We start from the raw sequence: 20,279 nt of genomic DNA on the forward strand, positions 1-20,279 counted from the left end.
CCGGATCTGCGCCCGGATTTGGTCGAGCGTGAATTTAAAGCCCGGGGCCCGAATAAGCTGTGGGTGGCCGACATTACCTACGTGCGCACGAAGAAAGGCTTTGTGTATGCCGCGTTTGTCACCGACGTTTACTCCCGACGGATCGTTGGGTGGGCGTTATCAGACTCGATGCGCACCGAAGCACTGCCGCTGCAAGCTCTCAACCAGGCAATCGTGTGTGCTGAGGAAACAACAGGTCTCATTCACCATTCGGATCACGGATCGCAGTATGTCAGCGTGGTCTACAACCAGCGACTTGCCCAACACGGGATCACTGCTTCCACCGGAAGTGTGGTGACTTATATGACAATGCACTGGCTGAAAACGTTAACGGCCCCTCATAAGAACGAACTCATCCATACTCGCAGGTGGAATGATGTTATCGAGGTAGAAATTGCGACGTTCGAGTGGGTGTCATGGTGGAACGAGGTAAGGCTCCACCAAAGCTTGGGATACCGAACCCCAGCCGAGGTGGAAACCGAGTTTTGGAAGCAGAACCCGCCACAGGCAATAATAGAAATCAAGGCAAATGCCTAGGAACAAAACTCGGGGCACTTCATTCCTTGGCGGAGTATGCAATGCCATTCAAGTGGCCGCACTGCGAATCATCGTGGTGGGAACCGTACCTGATGGGGTTAAGCCCAAAGCCCTTTCTACGATGGGATCGATAAATAGCTCTGCGATGCTTATCGGATACATCATCGGGGCGCCTGTCGTAAGCGCCATCGGCCCAGCAGCGGCACTTGCCGTATCCGGAATTGGAACCTCCGTGCTCACAGTGGGACCAGTCCTGAAACACCGTTTGCAACAATGACCATGTATTCACCTAGTTGCTGTTTTTCTGCTTTTTCGTGCGCAGCATATCCATGCTCATTACGGCGCCGATGATGGCTGCGTGCTGTTGCTCGTTGAGGTCTGGCGCGATCCGCAGGAGATACGTGTTTTTACCCATGAAGTAGTTGCCCATGCCGGTCCACTTATGGGAGACATCGGCAAGCTGGCGATCCTGGGAGGTGATGGTGAGGTTCCAATCCCAGAAATCGCCGTGCACTTCGACGTCGGCAAAGCCCTCCATTGTTAATTTCATCTTGGTTTTGAACATGGAGAAGCGCTTGGTGATAACGGCCATGGGCTGTTCAATTCCCGGTAGGTGTACTTCGTAGGTATCCCGCAAAAAATTCGGCGGATCCGAGATCGTCATGACTGTTTGTTGGGGGTTGCCTTCGGCATCCGTGAGTGCGACCTCCAAGCTACGGGAGGGTTTAAACACCATTTCCTTAAGGCTGGTGGATTGCACGATGGTGCCCACTGGGGTCCCGTTGACATCAGATATCATGAATCGATCCTTGAGGAGGGACTTGGTCTGGGAAATAACCAGCTCGTCGAGCGTGAATAATTTTTGCATCATGCCAGCCAATGTATTCCAACCGGCGAATTTAATCCTCCTCCCTAGGGGTGGTTTTTGCTTCTTCCTGTGCTTGGTGGGCCTCCTCGTAGGCTCGCGCGCGGTGGGCGGTCATGGTTTGTGCAAAAGTTTGCACCCAATTCTTATTCTTTTCTGCCAGTGGGCCGGAAGGCTCGGTGACGGTCCAGGTGCCGTCCTCGAAGAGCCAAATAATGTCCCGGGTGTGTGGGTCCATGACGTAGAAGACGCGGCCATCGGTCTTTATGTTGTGGTGGTGCTGGCACAGGCAGGCAAGGTTTGCGGGCGTCGTCGGCCCGCCATCCGCGTGGTTGATGCGGTGATCCTTCTGGCACACCGTGGCAGGGCGGTTGCAGCCAGGGTAGCGGCAGGTGCCGTCGAATCCTTCGAGGTAGGCTGCCATATCCGGCGGGGTGACGTATCCCTTAACCTCCTTATCCGGGTTCATGTCCCGGATCTTGGAGTAGGGCAGCGCGTTGGAGCGCGCTGGGTCGAGCCACCCAACGGATTCAATGAATGCGGGGGAGTTGGGGACATCGGTTGCCTTGTAAGCATTCAGGATGACTTGGGGTGCTTCGGTATTGCCGGTGAGGAGGGAAATGGCGGCATCGGCAAGCGAGCAATCCAGCTTGAGCGCAGTCTCCTTGATGCACTTATCTACGCACGCCATCACCGAGGGGTCCGCGCTCAGCGTCATCGCCGAGGTATTGTTTCCCCAATTTTCCACGGTGTAGCGCGGCTGGGTCGGCCCCTTTTTGACCGCAAGGGTGTCATCTTCGAGGTTGATGAGCTCATTCATCTTCCTTTTAATCTGCGCTTGCGTCCGCATGGACTGGTTGGCGCGGGTGGGAGTGAGGTAGGCGGTGAGCTGCTCATCGATGCGCGCGACTACCTCCGGGGTCGGGTTGCCCAGGCGGTTGAGGGATTTATTGATGGCAATGAGGCGGTCTAAATCTAGGTGATAGAGCTGGTGCTGCAGTTCTTTTAGCTGGGGGAGCTCTTCCAGGCGGTACAGGGCCATCAGGATATGGCCGATTCGCCCTTCATTAACTCCGGTGGTGCGGTAGAGGGATTGGGTGACTAATTCGAAATCAGAATCGAGATCGGGGATCTGTTCAGTCCAGAACTCGTATTCAGTCTTCCGCATTTCAAAAGCTAAGCGTGTAGTGGGGTCTTTGGTGTTGGTCGTGGAAAAGTAGGGATCTTCCATGGCGCTTAAAACCTAAATTTGTATTGTGAACGTGTGTACGAAAAACACTATAGAACACCCGCCGGACATTCGCCTGTTTTAACGCGTTTTCGCAGGTAGGAATGCATATTCTTCCGTCAGGATAACCAGCTCAAAAAGCAAAATTATGTGCTAGCTTGAGGAAGGTATGAGTCAGGAGCAGGAAACGCAGGAAGAACCCGGCCGCGCGTGGTGGCAGTGGTGGGCGCCCTTGGCGATGATCGCCGTCTTCTTGGTGCTCCCGCCGGCGATTTACCAGGCGGTTTCCGGCACGGCGCTGCTCGGCATCATGGGTGGGCTTACCGCGCTTATTGCTCTTATCGATGCCACCACATTCCGCTACTCATGGACCATCTTCTGGGTTGCTGGCATTGCCTATTTCGCAGCCATGGCGATGTACTTCAACGAGGGGACATGGATTTACCTGCCGGTAGTGGTCCTTTTGGCGTGGGGTGCTAGCAAATTGGGCGCCAAGGTGAGGAAGCGCTGATGGAAATCTGGCGGTTGGACCACCCTGAGGCTGGCCTGCTCGAGGTTGAGCGCGGCTACGATGCCGAGTTCGCTGAACAGGGTGAATGGCCAAAGGAGTCGAAGGAATTTACGCCGGTGCTTGGCGATGCCCCCTTTATCCACCGCATCCAGCTCTGGCGCAAGAATCCTGCACCCCGCATGCAGATCGTGGTCAATGGCGAGGTTCGCAGCCGGCACGACAAGCCGCGTGGCGGCCGTTATTCATTGCAGAAGAATCTGGAAAACGATCTCTCATTCAGTGAGAATAGTGCGCCGCTGACTAAGCCTTATGTAGATATCCAAGCCACGCCCTTCGGGGAGATACAGGATGTCTACTACCGCGATGGGGAGGAGGCCGTGGCCTTTGATCCGCCGCCGGGCTCCTTGGGTGAAAAGCGGCGCCGGGCAATGGAAGAAAGCCCCTTCAAGCGCGTGCTGTATCCACTGCTCGGTGGGCTGGGGAAGTCCGGGTGGGCCATCGCGATGATTGTTTTGGCTCCTATTATTAGCCGCATCCTCTCGCGCTTGCTGCCGGATTGGGAGCTGCCAGATGTAGATTTCCCAGAGATTTACCTTCCGCTGCCAAATTTGCCGAACCTGCCGGAGCCACCGCAGATTACCTTGCCCGCGCCGCAGTTTGCGGTGCACTTTGTACCTCCGGAATGGGTGGTTTTCCTTATGGATTACAGCAGGGTGTGGATGCCTATAGTTATTGCCATTGCCTTTGGGGTGATGGCGGTGCGCAATGCAAAGAAGTCGGAGGCGAAGAAGAAGGAGTGGCAGAACCATGAAGATTCGCGGCGCGATTGATGCGGAGGGCCGGTGCAAGCATTGGCATTCCCCGCTCGACGTGGTGGCCAATAAGTGCGCGACCTGCGGCGAGTACTTCGCGTGCGCGCTGTGCCATGCGGAGCTGACGGATCATGAGTTTGGGCCCATGCTTGTCGATGCCCCCGCTGCCCTCTGCGGTTCCTGTGGCCTCGAGATGGATTACCGGCTGTATTCCTCTGTCGAGGCATGCCCGAAGTGTGGGCATATGTTTAATCCCGGCTGCAGTGCGCATGCCGGGATCTATTTTCAGGTCACCGCGTAAAAGCGAGGGGAGAGTGCTACTGGTTCAGACCCAAAAAGCGGTTGACCAAGCTGTGGTAGGCGCGCACGGTGAGATCTAGGTCCTCGAGGTAGAGGTGCTCATCGTGGCTGTGTAATTGCGAGTTGGCGCTGGCCATATCGCGGCCCTCGGCGTGCATCGCAAAGCCATAGGCATTGCCGCCCTTGCGGCGGGCGAAGCGGAGGTCGGAACCACCGGTGGCGTGGACGGGGACGACGTCTTTATTGGGGAAGAACTCTTTGGCGGTGGCCTCAATGGTGCGCCAGAGCTCGGTATCGGTGGAGGACTGGGTGGCGTTTTCGGTAATGAGGTGTTCGATTTCTACCTCATCGGCAAGATCGCCCAGTGCGCTGCGGAGGAAATCGTCCAAGTCTTCCTGGGTTTGCCCAGGGAAGGGGCGGATATCCATCTCAAGGTAGGCGTGGGAAGGCAGCACATTGATGGCCCCGCCGGCACGCAGGACGGTCTCGGCGATGGTGGTGTGGCTAAAGGCGTGGGCGTAGGCATCGAGGTTGCCGAACTTGGTGTAGTCACCGGTGCCATCGATAAGCTCTTTTTCGGTCTCAGGATCGAACTTGAAGGTGCGGACGAAGCCCTCCCAGATCTCGTTGGAGGCTGTGGGTGGCTCGGCCTCGGCGATGCGGCGGGCGACCTCGCCAATCTTTACGATGGCAAAGTCCTTGCCGTAGGGCGTCGAGCCGTGTCCGGCATCGCCAGTGACGTGGAGGCGGCGCTGGCCAGCGCCCTTTTCTCCCACGTTGAAGCCCACCGCGCCGGGCAGGTGGCTACCGCCGGTCTCGGAGAGGCAGTTCTTCCAGGAGAAGGCATCGGGGTGGTTTTCTGCCATCCACCGCACGCCCAGGCCACCGCGGGCCTCTTCATCGGCCATGCCCACGAAGGCAAGCGTTCCGCCGGGGTTGCCGGCGCGCGCTACCTCGCGGGTGACGGCGGCCATGGTGGCGGTAATAAAGAGCATATCTACGGAACCGCGGCCGTATAGCTTGCCGTCTTCAATGAGTGCCTCGAAGGGCGGCTTGGTCCACTTGGGTTCGTCGACGGGCACGACATCGGTATGCCCCATAAGAGTGAGTGGTTCCTTGGCGGGATCGCCGGGGACGGTCACCACGATGGAGACGCGGCCCGGGTGGGATTCAAAGCGCTCGATGGAGACGTCTTCGCCGGCAAAAAAGTTCTCTAGCGTATCGGCATTGCGCACCTCAAAGCCGGAATCCGGGGTGAGGTCGTTCACGCAAGCATTGCGGATGAGTTCTTGGAGGAGTTCGAGGGTGTCATTGTAAAGCGTCATGCCCCTTAGGGTAATCCCGCGAAAAAAATTTTGTGATTTTGGCCAAAGTTGAACGGCGTTCAAGTATGGTTCACTGCATGAGCATCATCGACATCGCCCGTGAGAAAGCTCTGGAGCAAGGCAAAGGCCTTAACCAGGAAGAACTACTACAAGTACTGCAGGTTCCAGATTCCCAGCTGGAAGAAATTGCTGATATCGCCCACCAGACCCGCCTGAAGTGGTGCGGCCCGGACGTATCGGTGGAAGGCATTATCTCCATCAAGACTGGTGGTTGCCCAGAAGATTGCCACTTCTGCTCCCAGTCCGGCCTCTTCGAGTCCCCAGTGCGCGCAGTGCGCCTGAACATCCCTGAGCTGGTGGAGGCGGCGCAGAAGACCGCCAAGACCGGCGCTACCGAGTTCTGCATCGTCGCTGCGGTGAAGTCCCCGGATGACCGCCTGCTGGACCAGGTGGGCGAGGCCATCGCCGCCATTAATGATGCCGTTGACATCGAGATTTCCTGCTCCCTGGGCACCCTGACCCGCGAGCAGGCACAGCGCCTGAAGGACATGGGCGCACAGCGCTACAACCACAACCTGGAGACCTCCCGCTCCTACTTCCCCAACGTGGTCACCACCCACACCTGGGAAGAGCGCAAGAAGACCCTGGACTACGTGCGCGAGGTAGGCATGGAAGTCTGCTGTGGCGGCATCATCGGCATGGGCGAGTCCCTGGAGCAGCGCGCCGAGTTCGCAGCCCAGCTGGCAGAGATCGATCCGTGCGAGGTTCCGATGAACTTCCTCGACCCTCGCCCGGGCACCCCGTTCGCTGATCGCCCGCTGGTTCCGCTGGGTGAGGGCCTGCGTGCCGTTGCTGCATTCCGCTTGGCGATGCCCTCCACCACCCTCCGCTTCGCCGGCGGCCGCGAGCTTTCGCTTGGCGATGACGGCACCGAGCGCGGTTTGCTCGGTGGCATCAACGCCATCATTGCCGGTAACTACTTGACCACTCTGGGTCAGGAAATCGAAAAGGATGTGGATATGCTGGGCCGCATCGATCTCCCGATCAAGGCTCTGTAGTGTCCGAGCCGAACTCTGAGTTGGCAACCGCCGTCCTGGCCGGGGACGAGCCAATTTTCCACCCCAATACCGGCAAGCCGATCGAAGAGGTCTTCACGCTGCACCCTGCTGCAGCCGCCGGCCTCGACGTGCCGCGCTACTGCCAGATCTGTGGCCGCCGCATGGTGGCCCAGGTGCGCCCCGATGGCTGGCACACCAAGTGCTCGCGCCACGGGGAGCTAGATTCTGAGTGGTTATACGTAGAGCAGCTACCAGAGAGTTAGCACTACCAAGATAAGGAGCCGCTGCCGCATGGCAGGCGGCTCCTTTTCCTATTAAAAAATACCCGTGAGCTGGGGATAGGTAAATCTACTCTCGAAATTTTGTGCGCTCTACTTTAGAGATTTGGTACGTCCTACTTGCGAAATTTGGTAAAAACTCGCAATCGCTTGATTAGATTGGTGGGTATGGATCCCGCCGTAGCCCACGCACATCAGTCCGCGCTGCGATCGATTGCGCGCGTCGTGGAGGAGACGGCGCCGCATACGGAGGCGGGGAAGGCTTTGGGGGACATCGCCAAGCAGCTGCGAGAAGGGCCGGTGATGGTGCTGACGGGGGCGGGGGTATCGACGGAATCGGGGGTGCCGGATTATCGGGGCCCGCGGGGCTCGCTGAGCAGGCACCGGCCGATGACGTATCAGGAATTTCGCCACGATCCGGCCGCTAGCCATAGGTATTGGGCGCGCAGTTTCGTGGGCTGGCGTGTGATGGATTCTGCGGCACCCAATCGCACGCATTATGCGCTCGTGGAGTTGGAGCGCGCCGGGCTGGTCAATGGCGTGGTGACCCAAAACGTGGATGGTCTGCATAAACGGGCGGGTACGGACAGGCTGGTCACGCTGCACGGCGATATGGAAACCGTGGTGTGCCTGTTGTGTGGTCACTATGAGGATCGTGGGCACTTCGATGCACGCCTGGCGGCCGCGAACCCGGGCTACCTGGAGCGCCTAGTGGTGGAAAGGGACCAAGTTAACCCGGATGGTGACGTGACGCTGGATGAGAAAGACGTCGCGGCGTTTCGAATGGCTGGCTGCGAGCGTTGCGGATCGGAGTTGCTCAAGCCTGACGTGGTGTATTTTGGCGAGCCCGTGCCAGCCACGCGGCGGGATGCGGCCTTTGCGCTCTTGAACGAGGCTAATTCGCTGCTGGTGGCCGGTTCTTCGCTGGCGGTGATGAGTGGATATCGCTTTGTGCTTGAGGCAAAGAAGCAGGGCAAGCGCGTGGCCGTTATTAACGGTGGGCCTGGCCGCGGGGACAAGAAGGTGGATACGCTGTGGCGCACGCAGGTGGGCCCGGCCTTTGATGCCCTGCTCGATGAGCTGGAGATTTAATTATCGCGGCGTGTGCTCGACCATCCTGAGCAGCGTGCGTACGATGGCGTGCACGCGCTTATCCATGGGCATATCTTCGTGCATGACCACGGCGTGGCGGTCAAAATCTTGGATATAGATATTGCGCACCGCACCCTCAGGCGCGCCCTCGGGGTCGAGGAAGCAGGTCTCGGGCGGGACGACGACGGCATCGGAACGCGTGGCGATGCAGGTGTAGCTCACGCCGGATTCGAGGTCGCCGTCGCGGTTGACATCGCGAAGCACCTCGCTGCCTACCACCTGATCCATGCCGGCGGGACCAAACCAGCCATCGATAATGGAGCGGATCACCGCCTCTTGGCGTTGGGTGCGAATGAGGCGACTGGCGATGCCCCCGTGGGTCGTCCCATGATTAGGCGCGCTGATGCTCATGAGGTGGATGACCTTTTCGGCGCCGCCGTCCATGCGCATCCAGTACCGCGCGAGCAGTCCGCCCTGGGAGTGGCCTACTAAGATGACCTTTTCTGCCCCGGTGACGGCGAGCACGGTATCGATATACGCGCCGAGCTGCTGCGATGATTCTGGGATGGTCTGCGTGGCGCGGTGGCCGTAGTCAGGGGCAAAGACCGCCCAGCCGTCTTGGCGCAAGATATTGCCCATAATCTGCCAGGCGCCCTTGGTATCGCAGGTGCCGTGGACCAGGATGACCGGCCAGGGGCGCTCGTCGCTCGGGCGGGCGCCCCAATCGTCTTCGAAAACGCCGCGTGGCTTCGTGCGTGCGCCGAGGGGCAGGGTCCTGGCGGCATCGGCGTCGAGGGCGGAATCGCCGGGACTGGACTTATCCTTTTCGGCCTTGAGGCGGTCAACGATCTCATTGGCGACGTCATCCTGCAAAGAACTGGCCGCAGCCGGGGAGGCGATACCAAGGCGAGGCGAATCTTTTTCTTCGGGTGCATCTTCCTCGTTGACGCGCCCGAACTTGAGGAGTTGTTCAGAAATAATGCTTTTCAACTCTGCAAGAGATTCGACAGCCATGCTTTAAATCATACGCGTTGATGCAGGTAAATGGCATTTTTGAAAAGGTTGAAGAATTTTATGGGCAAAGCCTTGACCTCGCGCCACAATCTTTGTAAACTTAGGCTTGCCTAATCACGGGCGGTGCTTACGGCGTAGGGCGCTCCACTCCTTGCCGCTAAGTGCCAGAGATTAGTCATGGGGAGAGGGCCCGCCGATGCGCAGTCGGCGGGCCTTCGTTTATGCCTCGGGAGGGTTAGTCGTCGAAGCAGGCGGCGGGTGCTTCATCCTCATGCGGGGGAATGGGAAGATCAACGGGAAATTCACGGGTGGCGGCAAAAAGCTCCACCCCAATATTAGTGGCAGGCATAGAGCTAACGATACCAAGTGGGCGTTTAGGATTCAGGGTAGAAAAGACTCCGCTGCCGTGCTGCTCGGTCCCCGCTAAACTCGCCGGTATGACCGATCTGCAGCATGTCCACTCCGTAGATGAAGCGGTGACTCGCTTAATTGAGCATTATGAAACTTCATGTGAGTTGGGGCGCGAGGCCCTTGCCTCCGGCACCCTCGATGATTATCGCCACGTGGTCTATCCCAAGGTGACAGTGGAGATCCGTAAATGGCAGCCGATTGACCGCTCCGAGCCCTTTGGCTATGTGGACGAGGCTGGCAAGTATTCTGCGGTCGTCTCCAAGCCGCACATCATCCGGGAATACTTGCACGAGCAGCTGACGCGGCTGACCAATAACTATCCGTGCGATATCTTCGTCGGCCAATCGGATGAGCGCATCCCGCCGGAATACATCAAGGATGCCCCGGCGGCCCCGCAGGAGCGCGGCCCCATCCCGCGCCCGACCTTGGATGAGGTCAACGATGCGATTATTGATGGCGAGTGGGATGCCTTTCACGGCGGGGAAAGCCGCTCTTTCACTTCGGGGCGCAGCGCTTCGATATTGCCTGTGCGCGCATCGAGCACTACACCGGCATCGAGGTCGATACGGTGCAGAAATACATCCTGTTTACCAATTACGCGATGCACACCACGGAGTTTGTGAAATTTGGTCTGCGCGAGCTGACCAAGGAAGATTCGCGATATACGGCGCTCGTATTGCCCAATGGGGAGACCATTCACCCCAATGATGCGGTGGACCTCGACCTAGATGGGCTGACGTTAACCTCGCGCTTCCAGATGCCCCGGTTCGATCTCATCACCGCAGGGGGCGATGGCATCACGATGATCAACATCGGCGTGGGGCCTTCGAATGCGAAGACCATTACGGACTGCTTGGCCGTGCTGCGGCCGGAGGCCTGGATCATGATTGGCCACTGCGCCGGCATGGATGGGCGCATGCGCATCGGTGACCTGATCTTGGGCAATGCCTACGAGCGCCACGACCACATCTTGGACCGGCAGGTGGTTTCTTCCACACCGATTCCGGCCATTCCAGAGGTCCAGCGCATGCTGGAGGCGGCCGTGGATGAGGTCTACGGCAGCGATAATTCGCTCATGCGCACCGGCACGGTGCTATCGACCGATGACCGCGATTGGGAGTGGCGCACCAGCCGGGATCTGTGGGAGTGGTTGCGCACTTCTACCGCGGTAGCGGTGGACATGGAATCGTGCGCCTTGGCGGCAAATGGGTACCGCTACCGCGTGCCCTATGGCACGCTGCTATCCGTATCGGATCTGCCACTGCACGCCGTGCCGAAGCTGCCGGCGCAGGCCCAGGCGTTTTATTCCAACTCCAAGGAAGCCCACGTCATGTGCGCGGTGCGCGCGGTGGAACAGCTGGCTGAAAACCCGGAGCGCCTGCGCACGCGCAAGCTGCGCCGCACGTTGGGAGAGGTTCCTTTCCGGTAGCTGCTTTCCCTTGGTAGGTATCGCTAGTTAAACTACAAAGAAAGCCCATGACGCAAAAGGAGCCGCGCAATCGTGACTGAGAATTGGATCCACCCGGACCGGGAGAACCTCACCTGGGAAGTCTTCGGCGAAGCGAGCCGGAATCTTTCGGAGCAAATCGTGGAATCCGGTTGGTTTCCTGACTTGATCGTGGGTGTTGCCCGCGGCGGACTGATCCCAGCCGGTGCCATTGGTTATGCCATCGGGGTCAAGGCCATGGGCGCTATCAACGTGGAGTTCTACACCGATATTGGCCAGACCTTGGACGAGCCGATCATCTTGTCCCCGCAATTGGATACGGATTCCCTTAAGGGTAAGAAGGTGCTCGTCGTTGATGACGTGGCCGATTCCGGCAAGACCCTGGATCTGGTGGTGAACTTCTTGGAAGAAACCGCCGATGAAGTGCGTTCCGCTGTGGTCTATACCAAGCCGAAGACCATCTTTGAGCCGGATTATTCGTGGAAGAAGACGGATAAGTGGATCAACTTTGCCTGGTCGGTGCTGCCGGTGATCACGGCGGATGGCTCCTTTCAGGAAGGCTCGTAGTAGCTACTAGTATGTGCAGGCGTGATTAACGAGCAGCCTGCACCCACCGGCGTCATCGCCAGTTTCCGCTTTGCATTTTCCTCACCTGCGCGTTTGCGCAAGGAAGTGCTCGGCGGACTGGCGGTGGCGCTTGCTTTGATCCCGGAAGTTTTAAGCTTTTCCATTCTCGCTGGCCTCGACCCGCGGGTGGGGCTGTATTCCTCGGTGATTATGGCGATGGCCATCGCCTTTACCGGCGGGCGGCCTGCCATGATTTCCGCGGCGGCGGGCGCGGTAGCCCTGGTGGTGGCCCCGCTCGCGCACGAGTATGGGCATGATTATGTGATGGCGGCGGTGCTTGCGGCCGGTATCATCCAGGTGCTGTTGGCGTGGGTGGGCATCGCCAAGCTCATGCGCTTTATCCCGCGTTCGGTGATGACGGGATTCGTCAATGCGCTGGGAATTATGATGTTTACCGCGCAGCTGCCGCACCTTATCGATGTCCCCTGGATGGTCTATGTGCTGGTGGCCATAGGCCTGGCCATCATGATCGTTTTGCCGCGGTTTACCCAGGCAATTCCGGCGCCGTTGGTGACCATCGTGGTGGTAAGCCTCATCGCCGTCGCGGCGGGGTGGAAGGTGCCGGATGTGGCGGACCAGGGCGAGCTGCCCACGACGCTGCCGGGGCTTTTCATTCCGGATATTCCGTGGAACCTGGAGACCCTGCAGGTAATTGCGCCCTACGCCTTTGGGATGGCGCTGGTGGGCCTGATGGAATCGCTGCTAACGGCAAAGCTTGTCGATGACATCACGGATACCCATTCCGATAAGACCCGCGAGTCCTTTGGCCAGGGCATTGGCAATATATTGGCCGCAGCCATTGGTGGCATGGGCGTGTGCGCGATGATTGGCCAGACGATGATCGGCGTCAAGGTATCCCAGGCGCGCACGCGCTTGTCGACGTTCCTCGCCGGCGCCTTCCTCCTCGTGCTATGCCTGCTTTTTGGCGAGGCCGTAGGCCGCATTCCGATGGCCGCGCTGGTCGCGGTGATGATCCTCGTGGCGGCGACGACGGTCAATTGGCATTCCGTTCGCCCGCGCACGCTGAAGCTGATGCCGCTTTCTGAAATCCTCGTCATGCTGCTGACGGTTGCGGGCACGCTGGCCACGCATAACCTCGCAGTAGGAGTGGTATTAGGCGTGGTGGCTGCATCGATTGGCTTTGCCCGCCGGGTGGCACACCTCGTGGAGGTTGAGTTGGTTGATGGATACACCTACGTGGTGCATGGCCAGCTCTTTTTCGCCTCCTCGAATGATTTGGTCTACGCCTTTGATTACACGCTCGATACGGACTTCGTGGTGGTGGACCTTTCCGATGCCGAGGTTTGGGATGCCTCGACGGTGGCGACGCTGGATGCGGTGCAGAAAAAGTACGCGGATCGCGGCATTGAGGTGGAGTTTCGGGGCCTCGATGGGGCGAGCGCGCAGCGCCTGGAGCGCCTGAGTGGGCAACTGGGTGATTAATATCACATTGCAAATCTGATGTGCGGGGGCGTACTGGCCGCAAGGCGGTAAATGGAGCGACCTAGTGTGGCGAGATTGACCGTTTAGGGCAATGACCTCGAACTATTAGGCGATATTAACTTCGTGCCGTGGAGCAGCTTTGTCTTAACTAACTTAGGTGATCCAACCTGAAAAACGCCCCTGAGGTGCGGGTTTGATTAAGCATACCTTGCTAGACGGGAGATTTTATTTGGGTATTGTAGTGCCTACAACCAATTAATTGATTCCTACAGAAAGGATTTAGCAATGGATGAGAAGCTGCAAACCCTGCTAAACAATCAGGTCATTAACGAGCACGGCGCCGCTATGGTCTACACCCAGCTGGCCTACGAGATGGACAACCTGTCCTTCCCGGGCATGCGCGATTGGTTCATGGCTCAGGCTGGCGAAGAGCGCGTTCACGCACAGAAGCTTGCGGATCACCTCTTGGCACGCGGCTACCGCGTAGAGCTCAACGATATCCCGGTTGGCTCCATCAAGGCTGCCACCCCGCTGGATGCGTTCGAGGCTTCCTTGGCACACGAGCAGAAGGTCTCCGAGCAGATCCGCGAGATCGCCCGCGTTGCCCTTGACATCCAGGACCTGGACTCCCGTCAGCTCATTGACTGGTTCCTGGCTGAGCAGATCGAGGAAGAGGACACCGTTTCTGAGATCATCGACCAGATCAAGCTGGTGGGCAACGATGGCGCTGGCTTGCTGCGCATCGATTCCCGTTTGGCTAATCGCAACTCCTAAGTTGTGAATAACAAACACATCAAGATTTAATTCAATCCTCCCATGGCACTGCGCTGCTGTGGGAGGATTGACGTATGTCTGCACACCTCAAAACAACCCTCTCCGCCACCCTGGCGGTATTGGCATTAAGTCTCATCATTGGGGCTGCGGTCATCTCAAGCCACGTCACCCTCGGCATCTTTTTGACCACCGCGGCGCTCATGCTGAGCCCGTTTGCGGGGGTGGTGATGCTGGCGTGTGGGGTCATCGGCAAGCGCGGGCTGGTCAACCGCTCCTTATATTCCCTGAGTGGAATGCTGATTCTGGCTTCGCTGGCCGTGCTCATCGCCTTGCCGATGGCGCAGGCGACGCTAGTGCTGGTGATTTTTATCGCCGGTATAGCGGTGGGGATCGTGGCAGTGCAGACCCAAGCTACTAGGCGCGCATAAACTGGATGCATTATGCCGAAGTTGCTGTTTGATCTGTACGGCGTGCTGCTGCGCCCCGCCACGCCGGAAGCGCACGCTGAACTGGAGCGCTTCCTCGCGCCTGCGAATCCGGAGGCCTTCTGGGAGGCCTATAAGTATTTCCGGCCGGATTACGATGCCGGAATTTTCAGCGATAGCCACTACTGGAACGAGATAGCCGCCCGCGCGGGGATGGCGCCCATTGATTGCACTGGGGCCGTGGCCTGCGAGAATCAGTACCTGCTCGAGGCGGACCCAGAGATGGTGGCGCTGGTTAAAGGGCTCATCGGGGAGGGCTTTAGTGTGGGGATTTTATCCAATATCCCTACGACCCTGGCGGAACAGGTGCGCGCGCAGCACCCGTGGTTGGCAGAGTGTGCGGCGGTAACGCTGAGCTGCGATATCGGGGTGGCCAAGCCGCACCCAGAGGCCTACCGAGTGGCGGTGGACGCGCTCGCGGCGCAGCCCAAGGACACGCACTTCTTTGATGACCGCATCGACTACATCGAGGGCGCTACCTATTGCGGGTTGCAATCCCACTTGTTTACCGGCATCGACTCCGCGCGCGAGGTTTTACGCGGTCTGGAGTGAGCGGCCGAGCTCCAATGGCTCGCGCAATAGCTGATCGGTGGCCACGGTGCGGGCGACGGCGCGCACGATTTCTTTGTGGCTTGGAATCATGCGCAGCTCCAGATCTTCCGAGGCAGAATCGCGCACGGTGGAGGCGAACAGCTGGGGCGCGCGGGAATCGCCGGTAAAGGCCCCGCCTGCAATGACCACGGTTTTCGGTGAGTATTCGTTGACCATCTCCGCCGTAATCTGGCCCAGCTGGCGGGCGCGCTCGTCCAAGATGGCGCGCACGGCTGAATTGGACTCGGCGATGGTCGCGACCTCGGGCAGGGTATTGGCCTGGATACCGTGGCGGCGCACGGCCTCCAGGATGGACTGGGTGGCCAAGAGGTGTTCGGAAGCGCCATGCCCCAGTAGATCAGAGCGGGTCTGCGGCAGCGGGATGATGGAATTAACCTCGTCATCGGCGGATAGCGCGGATCCTAAAGAATCATCTGCGAAGAGCAGGAGCACGCGCTCGTTCGTGCCAATTTCGGCGGCCTGCGTCTCCGAGCCCAAAATGGCGGAAATGGCGGAGGTCACCACCACGGGGACGCTAAATTGGAAGCGCAGGCGCGCCGCGATATCGACGCCGTGCCAGCCCAGATTATCCGCGGTGACCAGGCCCTCTTCGTCCACGGTGCCCGAGGTGGTAATCCCCAAGGCCACGAGGCGGCGATCCAGGCCCGTCATCATGCGGTTGATGCCGGCCATGATGTGTTCAAGAAAGTCTTCCTCCGTCAGGCGGGCGACAGGAGTGGCAATCTCTTCCTCCGAAATGGTGCGGCCCTTGATGTCATAGAGGCCGATATAGGTCTCAGAGGTGCCGACGGCGATCCCGCCGAGTACCCAGTTATTATCCGCGGCCTCGAGGGGAACTGTAGGGCGGCCCCGGCCCTGGGATTGGGTGAGGTCGGTGCGCTCTTGGATGAGTCCTGCGTTTAGGAGCGCGGTGGTAGCGCGGGTAATGGTGGGCTGGGAGAGTCCGGTGGCTTCTACCAGCTCACTACGGGTAATGATCGGGTTCAGGCGCACCAGGTGAAGGCACTTAGCAGCCGGTGTACGGGGGCGGGTGAACACGGGGCCAGGTTTGATCATGAAAGAAAGTATATGTGTCACAGACTGCTTTGTCTAATCTATTCATAGGTGTATGTACCGAATGGTCTAAAGGTGGAGGTAGGCCAAAAATTCCCTATGCTGGGGCGCATGAGATCAGTAGCGGTTTATTGCGGCTCTGCCGTGGGCAATTCGCCCGCCTATAGCGCAGCGGCACAACACTTGGGCGGCGAGCTTGCCCGTCGCGGGCTGAACTTGGTCTATGGCGGCGGAAATATCGGCCTCATGCGTGAGGTTGCCAATTCCTGCCTGCAGGCTGGCGGCACCGTCACTGGCGTCATGCCGCAATCCCTGGTGGATTTAGAGATCTCCCACCCAGGCTTGACCCGCCTCGAGGTCGTGGATTCTATGGCCGAGCGGAAAACCCGGATGGAGCAGCTGGCGGATGCCTTTATCTGTTTGCCCGGCGGCGTGGGCACGTTGGAGGAAGTGACAGAGGTACTGACCCAACAACAGCTGGGCAGCATTCGCGGGCCCGTTGGCTTGGTTGACGTGGAAGGTTTTTGGCAGCCCTTTTATGACATGTATGCCGCCATGGCTGAGGCGGGCTTCATCCTGCCCCGCTTTGTAAAATCGCTGGTCATAGAAGAAAATCCCGCGGCCGTGCTGGATGGTTTTGCCCAGTGGCACTACCCGGGCACGAAGTGGAACAACGATTAGCTAACAAGTTTGCAACATTTGGGTGAGCCTGGGTGGCTTATCAACAAGATAAAGGGTTAGACTTCCCTCTTATGAGTTCTGAGCAGACCGCTAAGCGCCAGCCCTCTCTACTGGACGCTTCGTGCGATAACTTCGTTCACGACCTAGCCGAGCTATCCCCAACAGATGCAACCGCGTGGGGAATTGACGGTTTTGAAGGCGAATTGCAGGATTTTTCCCCTGACTATTTTGAGGCGGTCGCTGATCGCACCCGCGACATGGTTGCGGATCTAGATGCCTTGGATGACACCACCGATGAATCCGATGATGAGGATGACTTCGATGACGTGGATTACGTCACCGCAGCCGTCTTGCGGGATCGGCTCTGTTTAGATCTGGATTTGCACCATCACGGCGAGGATATTCGCAGCCTTAATAATATTGCCTCGCCCGTCCAGACCATCCGGGATTCGCTGTTGCTTATGCCGCAGGATACCGAGGAGGATCGCGAGGCCATTCGCTCCCGCCTGTCCAAGGTCAAAAGCTCCCTTGATGGCTACCGCGATTCCCTGAAGGAAGCGGCCTCCCACGGCATGGTGGCACCGCACCGCCAGATCTCTGAGGTCATTGTGCAGTGCGAGCGGCTTGCCGATGCCGACTCTATGCTCGAGGGCCTCGGCCTCGACCCCGACTCCGCCGAGGTGAAGAAGGCCAAGGAGGCCTTTGGCGAGTTCTCGGATTGGTTGTCTAATGACCTGCAGCCGCAGTCCTCCAATAAGGACGCGGTGGGCCGCGAACGCTACGAGCGTTTTTCCAAGCTTTTCGTCGGCGATTCCGTGGACTTGGATGAGGCCTATGAATGGGGCCTTGACCAGGTGCGCTACCTGCGCGGGGAGCAGGAAAAGATTGCGCACGATCTTTATGGCTCGGAATGCTCGGTGCGCTCTGCCATGCGCAAGCTGAACCACGAGGAGCGTTATACCCTGCGCGGTACCGATGCCTTGGTGGAGTGGATGCAGAGCAAGGCCGATGCGGTCATCGCCGAGCTCAATGGCAAGGAATTCGACATTCCGGAAGAAGTCGAAGAGATCGAGTGCCGCATCGACCCAGCGGGCACCGGTGGCATCTTCTACACCCCTCCCAGCGATGACTTTTCGCGCCCGGGCCGCATGTGGTGGTCCGTGCCGGAGGGCCAAGATACCTTCCACACCTGGCAGGAGCTGACCACTGTGCACCATGAGGGTGTACCGGGCCACCACCTGCAGCTGGGTTCTGCCCTGGTGCAAGAGGATTTGAACCTGTGGCGCCGCGCGGTGACCTGGAACTCCGGCCACGGCGAGGGCTGGGCCTTGTACGCTGAGCAGCTTATGGCCGAGCTGGGCTACATGGACGATCCCGGCGTGCGGATGGGGCTGCTCGATGCCCAGCGCCTGCGCGCGGCTCGCGTCGTGGTGGACATCGGATTGCACCTGGGCAAGAAGCTGCCGGACTGCACCGTATCTGGCGTATGGGATAAGGCCCACGTGAAGACCTACATGCGCGAAAATACCGCCATGGATGATGCGAACCTCAACTTTGAGGTCAACCGCTACCTGGGTTGGCCGGGCCAGGCGCCGTCCTATGCCTTGGGCCAGCGCCTGTGGCAAGAAACCCGCGCCGCCGCCGAGGAGCAGGGCATGAGCGCCCGCGAATTCCACTCCGAGGCCCTGGCTCTTGGCTCGGTGCCTATGTCGGTGCTGCGCGAGGCCGTGCTCAATAACTAAGCGCGTCGGCTAGAGCCTTTTAGCAAACTTGCCGACGGCCCTAATGAGCTGCGGCAGGTACCCCGCAATGACTAGCACCGCGATGAGGCGGGTAAGCTGCACCGCGATAACCACCGGGCCAGCTCCGCCTTCCGCAGAGAGCGCGAGCACGGTCTCTAGCGCGCCGGGGCTGGTGGCTAGGTAGGCCTCGAAGTAGCTGATATTGAGCCAGTGCATCAGCGGCCACGCCGTTGCCGCGCACAGGCCGAGGACCGCCGCGATGGAAAGAATCGTCGCGGGAAGCTGCTTGGCAAAGGCCTTGAGCGAGGGGAGAGACAGCCCGCCGCCGCAGACCCACCCGATGGCCAAAAAGGCAATAACCTTAAAGGCATAGATCGGCTCCAGCGTATGCCCCTCCGGCAGGAAGAACGAGGCCAGCACCGTCAAGATCAGCGGGCCGAGCACCGCAGCGGCGGGCAGGTGCAGGAATTTGCCAAGGCTTTCACCGACCAGCGCGATAACGAGCACCAACGCGATGATCCACCAGGTGGTTTCCGCCTCGAGCCTTAAGTCACCGCCCCTTCCGGCAGGCGTATCGAGGAAGGTCACGACGGCGGGAAGGGATACGGAGACGATCAATAACCGCAGGTATTGGGTGAGCGCGACGTAGCGGTAGTCGGCACCGAGTTCATCGGCAAGCGCGGGCATGAGCGAGGCACCCCCGGGAAGCATGGACAGGATGCCGGTTTCGGAGGAGACGTCCCGTGGCTGCTGGCGGTGCAGCATGACGCCGCAGAAGATGCCCAGCGCGATGGTGACAAAGGACATGGTTATGGCCGCCGGCAGGTATCCCACCAATTGGCCAAAGGAGACCACCGTTAGCGGCAGCGCGGCCATGATGCCGATGAATCCGCGCGATAGCCCATAAAATTTGCGGTTGACCTTGAGGTCTTCGCCGGTGATAAGCGCCATGGCGCCGGAGGCAATGATCGCGGCCAAAATCCACGCGGCCGGCACGTGCCACATGCTAAAAAGCCAGCCCAAGAGGATGGAGACGGGGACCACGATGCCCCACCGCAGGATGGTGTGGGTGTCTACGCTTATTCCCCAGTGCCGTTTAGCCACGCGTTCTCCCATCTTCTGCTCGTCCTCGATCGAGTCTAGACCTCCCCGCCGCGGGGTTTATGATCTCCTCATGGATATCGACGTGGCGCAGTGGGCGGTGCTCCTTGTGGGAGCGGCGGGGGCAGGCTGGATCGACGCGGTCATCGGCGGGGGAGGCCTCGTGCTAATTCCGCTATTGCTTGCCGTGATTCCGGGGCTTGCGCCGGCAACGGCGCTGGCCACCAACAAGCTCGCGGCGGTATCCGGCACGGCATCGGCGGCCGTGACCTTGGTGCGCAAGGTGCGTCCGCCCGCAGGGGAGCTCGTTCGCTATGCCCTCATCGCCCTCGTGTGCGCCGGGCTGGGCGCGAGTGTGGCGGCGAATCTAAATAGTGACATCATGCGCCCGCTCATCATCGTGTTGTTAGTGGTGGTGGGCTTTTTCGTGACCTTTAAGCCGAGCTTTGGTACCACCGAGTCACCCGGGATCCGCGGCGGATGGCGCACCTGGGCGGGGATTGCGGCGGTCGCGGTGATTTCCTTTTATGACGGCATCTTTGGCCCGGGTACCGGCATGTTCCTGATTATGGCCTTTACCTTCATCTTCTCCCAGAACTTCTTAAAATCCGCGGCGATGGCCAAGGTGGTCAATACCGCCACGAACCTCGGTGCGCTGGTGACCTTCATCCTTGGCGGCCACGTGTGGTGGACCCTTGGCATCGCGTTGGCCGCCGCCAATATCCTCGGCGCGCAGGTGGGCGCGCGGACGGTGCTCAGCGGCGGGACGAAGTTTATCCGCTACGCCCTGCTTACCTTGGTCGTGGTCATGAGCTGCTATTTATCCTGGCAGCAGTGGGGTTAG

21 protein-coding genes and 1 pseudogene are annotated in these 20,279 nt (G+C 59.4%); 16 read left to right on the forward strand and 6 right to left on the reverse strand.

Translation table 11 applies throughout. From position 1 onward, the window contains the following. Positions 1-576: IS3 family transposase (locus QP908_RS09160; RefSeq protein ID WP_284772131.1), on the forward strand; the 576-nt coding region annotated here is incomplete at its 5' end. A 289-nt stretch (positions 577-865) separates the two neighbouring features. Here QP908_RS09160 and QP908_RS09165 read toward each other — a convergent pair. Beyond that, positions 866-1,447: an LURP-one-related/scramblase family protein gene (locus QP908_RS09165; RefSeq protein ID WP_284772132.1), complete on the reverse strand. Its 582-nt coding sequence runs from the start codon at positions 1,445-1,447 to the stop codon at positions 866-868. 28 nt (positions 1,448-1,475) lie between these two features. Further along, complete coding sequence (locus tag QP908_RS09170; protein WP_284772133.1) at positions 1,476-2,609, reverse strand: HNH endonuclease signature motif containing protein; 1,134 nt, start codon at positions 2,607-2,609, stop codon at positions 1,476-1,478. A 229-nt stretch (positions 2,610-2,838) separates the two neighbouring features. Between QP908_RS09170 and QP908_RS09175 the strand changes: the two genes are divergently transcribed. From QP908_RS09175 to QP908_RS09185, 3 genes are read left to right on the forward strand one after another with little or no spacing between them, the layout of a single operon-like run. Next, entirely contained in the window at positions 2,839-3,180 is a 342-nt protein-coding gene (locus tag QP908_RS09175; protein WP_284772134.1) for a heme transporter, read from the forward strand. Next, the gene (locus QP908_RS09180; RefSeq protein ID WP_284772135.1) at positions 3,180-4,010 is read left to right on the forward strand and encodes a hypothetical protein; all 831 of its coding nucleotides are present in this window, start codon (positions 3,180-3,182) and stop codon (positions 4,008-4,010) included. Before QP908_RS09175 ends, QP908_RS09180 begins: the two co-directional genes overlap by 1 nt. Then, positions 3,988-4,293 (forward strand): CHY zinc finger protein, encoded by a 306-nt coding sequence (locus QP908_RS09185; RefSeq protein WP_239269684.1) that lies wholly within the window; start codon positions 3,988-3,990, stop codon positions 4,291-4,293. The genes QP908_RS09180 and QP908_RS09185 overlap by 23 nt, the downstream gene beginning before the upstream one ends. Positions 4,294-4,309: 16 nt before the next feature. Here QP908_RS09185 and QP908_RS09190 read toward each other — a convergent pair whose 3' ends face one another. Beyond that, positions 4,310-5,617 (reverse strand): M20/M25/M40 family metallo-hydrolase, encoded by a 1,308-nt coding sequence (locus tag QP908_RS09190; RefSeq protein ID WP_239269683.1) that lies wholly within the window; start codon positions 5,615-5,617, stop codon positions 4,310-4,312. Positions 5,618-5,694: 77 nt separating this feature from the next. Here QP908_RS09190 and bioB point away from each other — a divergent pair, with 77 nt between their 5' ends. From bioB to QP908_RS09205, 3 genes are all read left to right on the forward strand, one after another. Next, on the forward strand, positions 5,695-6,675 hold the full coding sequence (gene bioB / locus QP908_RS09195) for a biotin synthase BioB (protein ID WP_005276160.1): 981 nt from the start codon (positions 5,695-5,697) through the stop codon (positions 6,673-6,675). Further along, positions 6,675-6,938 (forward strand): biotin synthase auxiliary protein BsaP, encoded by a 264-nt coding sequence (bsaP, locus tag QP908_RS09200; protein WP_023024778.1) that lies wholly within the window; start codon positions 6,675-6,677, stop codon positions 6,936-6,938. Before bioB ends, bsaP begins: the two co-directional genes overlap by 1 nt. Positions 6,939-7,121: 183 nt before the next feature. Then, positions 7,122-8,045: a Sir2 family NAD-dependent protein deacetylase gene (locus tag QP908_RS09205; RefSeq protein WP_284772136.1), complete on the forward strand. Its 924-nt coding sequence runs from the start codon at positions 7,122-7,124 to the stop codon at positions 8,043-8,045. On the opposite strand, the gene QP908_RS09210 is transcribed toward QP908_RS09205, so the two are convergent. Next, positions 8,046-9,059 (reverse strand): esterase/lipase family protein, encoded by a 1,014-nt coding sequence (locus QP908_RS09210; protein WP_284772137.1) that lies wholly within the window; start codon positions 9,057-9,059, stop codon positions 8,046-8,048. Positions 9,060-9,496: 437 nt separating this feature from the next. Here QP908_RS09210 and amn point away from each other — a divergent pair. From amn to QP908_RS09240, 6 genes and pseudogenes are all read left to right on the forward strand, one after another. Beyond that, a pseudogene (gene amn, locus QP908_RS09215) lies at positions 9,497-10,899 on the forward strand (AMP nucleosidase). A 72-nt stretch (positions 10,900-10,971) separates the two neighbouring features. Continuing rightward, on the forward strand, positions 10,972-11,484 hold the full coding sequence (locus tag QP908_RS09220; protein ID WP_005276176.1) for a phosphoribosyltransferase: 513 nt from the start codon (positions 10,972-10,974) through the stop codon (positions 11,482-11,484). 21 nt (positions 11,485-11,505) lie between these two features. Continuing rightward, positions 11,506-12,987, forward strand: a complete 1,482-nt coding sequence (locus QP908_RS09225) for a SulP family inorganic anion transporter (RefSeq protein ID WP_284772138.1) — start codon at positions 11,506-11,508, stop codon at positions 12,985-12,987. Between the two features lie 285 nt (positions 12,988-13,272). Further along, a complete protein-coding gene (locus QP908_RS09230; protein ID WP_023016464.1) occupies positions 13,273-13,761 on the forward strand; it encodes a ferritin in 489 nt (162 codons plus the stop codon). A gap of 74 nt (positions 13,762-13,835) precedes the next feature. After that, complete coding sequence (locus QP908_RS09235; RefSeq protein ID WP_284772139.1) at positions 13,836-14,189, forward strand: hypothetical protein; 354 nt, start codon at positions 13,836-13,838, stop codon at positions 14,187-14,189. 12 nt (positions 14,190-14,201) lie between these two features. After that, positions 14,202-14,798, forward strand: coding sequence for an HAD-IA family hydrolase (locus QP908_RS09240; RefSeq protein WP_284772140.1), 597 nt, complete (start codon positions 14,202-14,204; stop codon positions 14,796-14,798). On the opposite strand, the gene QP908_RS09245 is transcribed toward QP908_RS09240, so the two are convergent. Further along, positions 14,781-15,914: an ROK family transcriptional regulator gene (locus tag QP908_RS09245; RefSeq protein ID WP_284772141.1), complete on the reverse strand. Its 1,134-nt coding sequence runs from the start codon at positions 15,912-15,914 to the stop codon at positions 14,781-14,783. The two genes, QP908_RS09240 and QP908_RS09245, sit on opposite strands and share 18 nt — an antisense overlap. A 108-nt stretch (positions 15,915-16,022) precedes the next feature. Between QP908_RS09245 and QP908_RS09250 the strand changes: the two genes are divergently transcribed. Both QP908_RS09250 and QP908_RS09255 read left to right on the forward strand, forming a co-directional pair. Continuing rightward, positions 16,023-16,592, forward strand: a complete 570-nt coding sequence (locus QP908_RS09250; RefSeq protein ID WP_284772142.1) for an LOG family protein — start codon at positions 16,023-16,025, stop codon at positions 16,590-16,592. 71 nt (positions 16,593-16,663) lie between these two features. Then, positions 16,664-18,334, forward strand: a complete 1,671-nt coding sequence (locus QP908_RS09255; protein WP_023024803.1) for a DUF885 domain-containing protein — start codon at positions 16,664-16,666, stop codon at positions 18,332-18,334. Positions 18,335-18,343: 9 nt separating this feature from the next. On the opposite strand, the gene QP908_RS09260 is transcribed toward QP908_RS09255, so the two are convergent. Continuing rightward, positions 18,344-19,450 carry an AbrB family transcriptional regulator gene (locus tag QP908_RS09260; protein ID WP_284772143.1) on the reverse strand — a complete coding sequence of 369 codons (1,107 nt, stop codon included), beginning with the start codon at positions 19,448-19,450 and terminating at the stop codon, positions 18,344-18,346. Positions 19,451-19,508: 58 nt separating this feature from the next. On the opposite strand from QP908_RS09260, the gene QP908_RS09265 reads away from it, so the two are divergent. Further along, positions 19,509-20,279, forward strand: coding sequence for a TSUP family transporter (locus QP908_RS09265; RefSeq protein ID WP_284772144.1), 771 nt, complete (start codon positions 19,509-19,511; stop codon positions 20,277-20,279).

This window comes from Corynebacterium sp. MSK204, from assembly GCF_030229885.1.
GTDB lineage: Bacteria > Actinomycetota > Actinomycetes > Mycobacteriales > Mycobacteriaceae > Corynebacterium.

Bases quoted from the DNA above. Each gene is read 5' to 3' on its own strand.
- QP908_RS09165 (WP_284772132.1), bottom strand. From the start codon at position 1,447: ATGATGCAAAAATTATTCACGCTCGACGAGCTGGTTATTTCCCAGACC.
- QP908_RS09170 (WP_284772133.1), bottom strand. From the start codon at position 2,609: ATGCGGAAGACTGAATACGAGTTCTGGACTGAACAGATCCCCGATCTC.
- QP908_RS09175 (WP_284772134.1), top strand. From the start codon at position 2,839: ATGAGTCAGGAGCAGGAAACGCAGGAAGAACCCGGCCGCGCGTGGTGG.
- QP908_RS09180 (WP_284772135.1), top strand. From the start codon at position 3,180: ATGGAAATCTGGCGGTTGGACCACCCTGAGGCTGGCCTGCTCGAGGTT.
- QP908_RS09185 (WP_239269684.1), top strand. From the start codon at position 3,988: ATGAAGATTCGCGGCGCGATTGATGCGGAGGGCCGGTGCAAGCATTGG.
- QP908_RS09190 (WP_239269683.1), bottom strand. From the start codon at position 5,617: ATGACGCTTTACAATGACACCCTCGAACTCCTCCAAGAACTCATCCGC.
- bioB (WP_005276160.1), top strand. From the start codon at position 5,695: ATGAGCATCATCGACATCGCCCGTGAGAAAGCTCTGGAGCAAGGCAAA.
- QP908_RS09205 (WP_284772136.1), top strand. From the start codon at position 7,122: ATGGATCCCGCCGTAGCCCACGCACATCAGTCCGCGCTGCGATCGATT.
- QP908_RS09210 (WP_284772137.1), bottom strand. From the start codon at position 9,059: ATGGCTGTCGAATCTCTTGCAGAGTTGAAAAGCATTATTTCTGAACAA.
- QP908_RS09230 (WP_023016464.1), top strand. From the start codon at position 13,273: ATGGATGAGAAGCTGCAAACCCTGCTAAACAATCAGGTCATTAACGAG.
- QP908_RS09235 (WP_284772139.1), top strand. From the start codon at position 13,836: ATGTCTGCACACCTCAAAACAACCCTCTCCGCCACCCTGGCGGTATTG.
- QP908_RS09240 (WP_284772140.1), top strand. From the start codon at position 14,202: ATGCCGAAGTTGCTGTTTGATCTGTACGGCGTGCTGCTGCGCCCCGCC.
- QP908_RS09245 (WP_284772141.1), bottom strand. From the start codon at position 15,914: ATGATCAAACCTGGCCCCGTGTTCACCCGCCCCCGTACACCGGCTGCT.
- QP908_RS09250 (WP_284772142.1), top strand. From the start codon at position 16,023: ATGAGATCAGTAGCGGTTTATTGCGGCTCTGCCGTGGGCAATTCGCCC.
- QP908_RS09255 (WP_023024803.1), top strand. From the start codon at position 16,664: ATGAGTTCTGAGCAGACCGCTAAGCGCCAGCCCTCTCTACTGGACGCT.
- QP908_RS09260 (WP_284772143.1), bottom strand. From the start codon at position 19,450: ATGGGAGAACGCGTGGCTAAACGGCACTGGGGAATAAGCGTAGACACC.
- QP908_RS09265 (WP_284772144.1), top strand. From the start codon at position 19,509: ATGGATATCGACGTGGCGCAGTGGGCGGTGCTCCTTGTGGGAGCGGCG.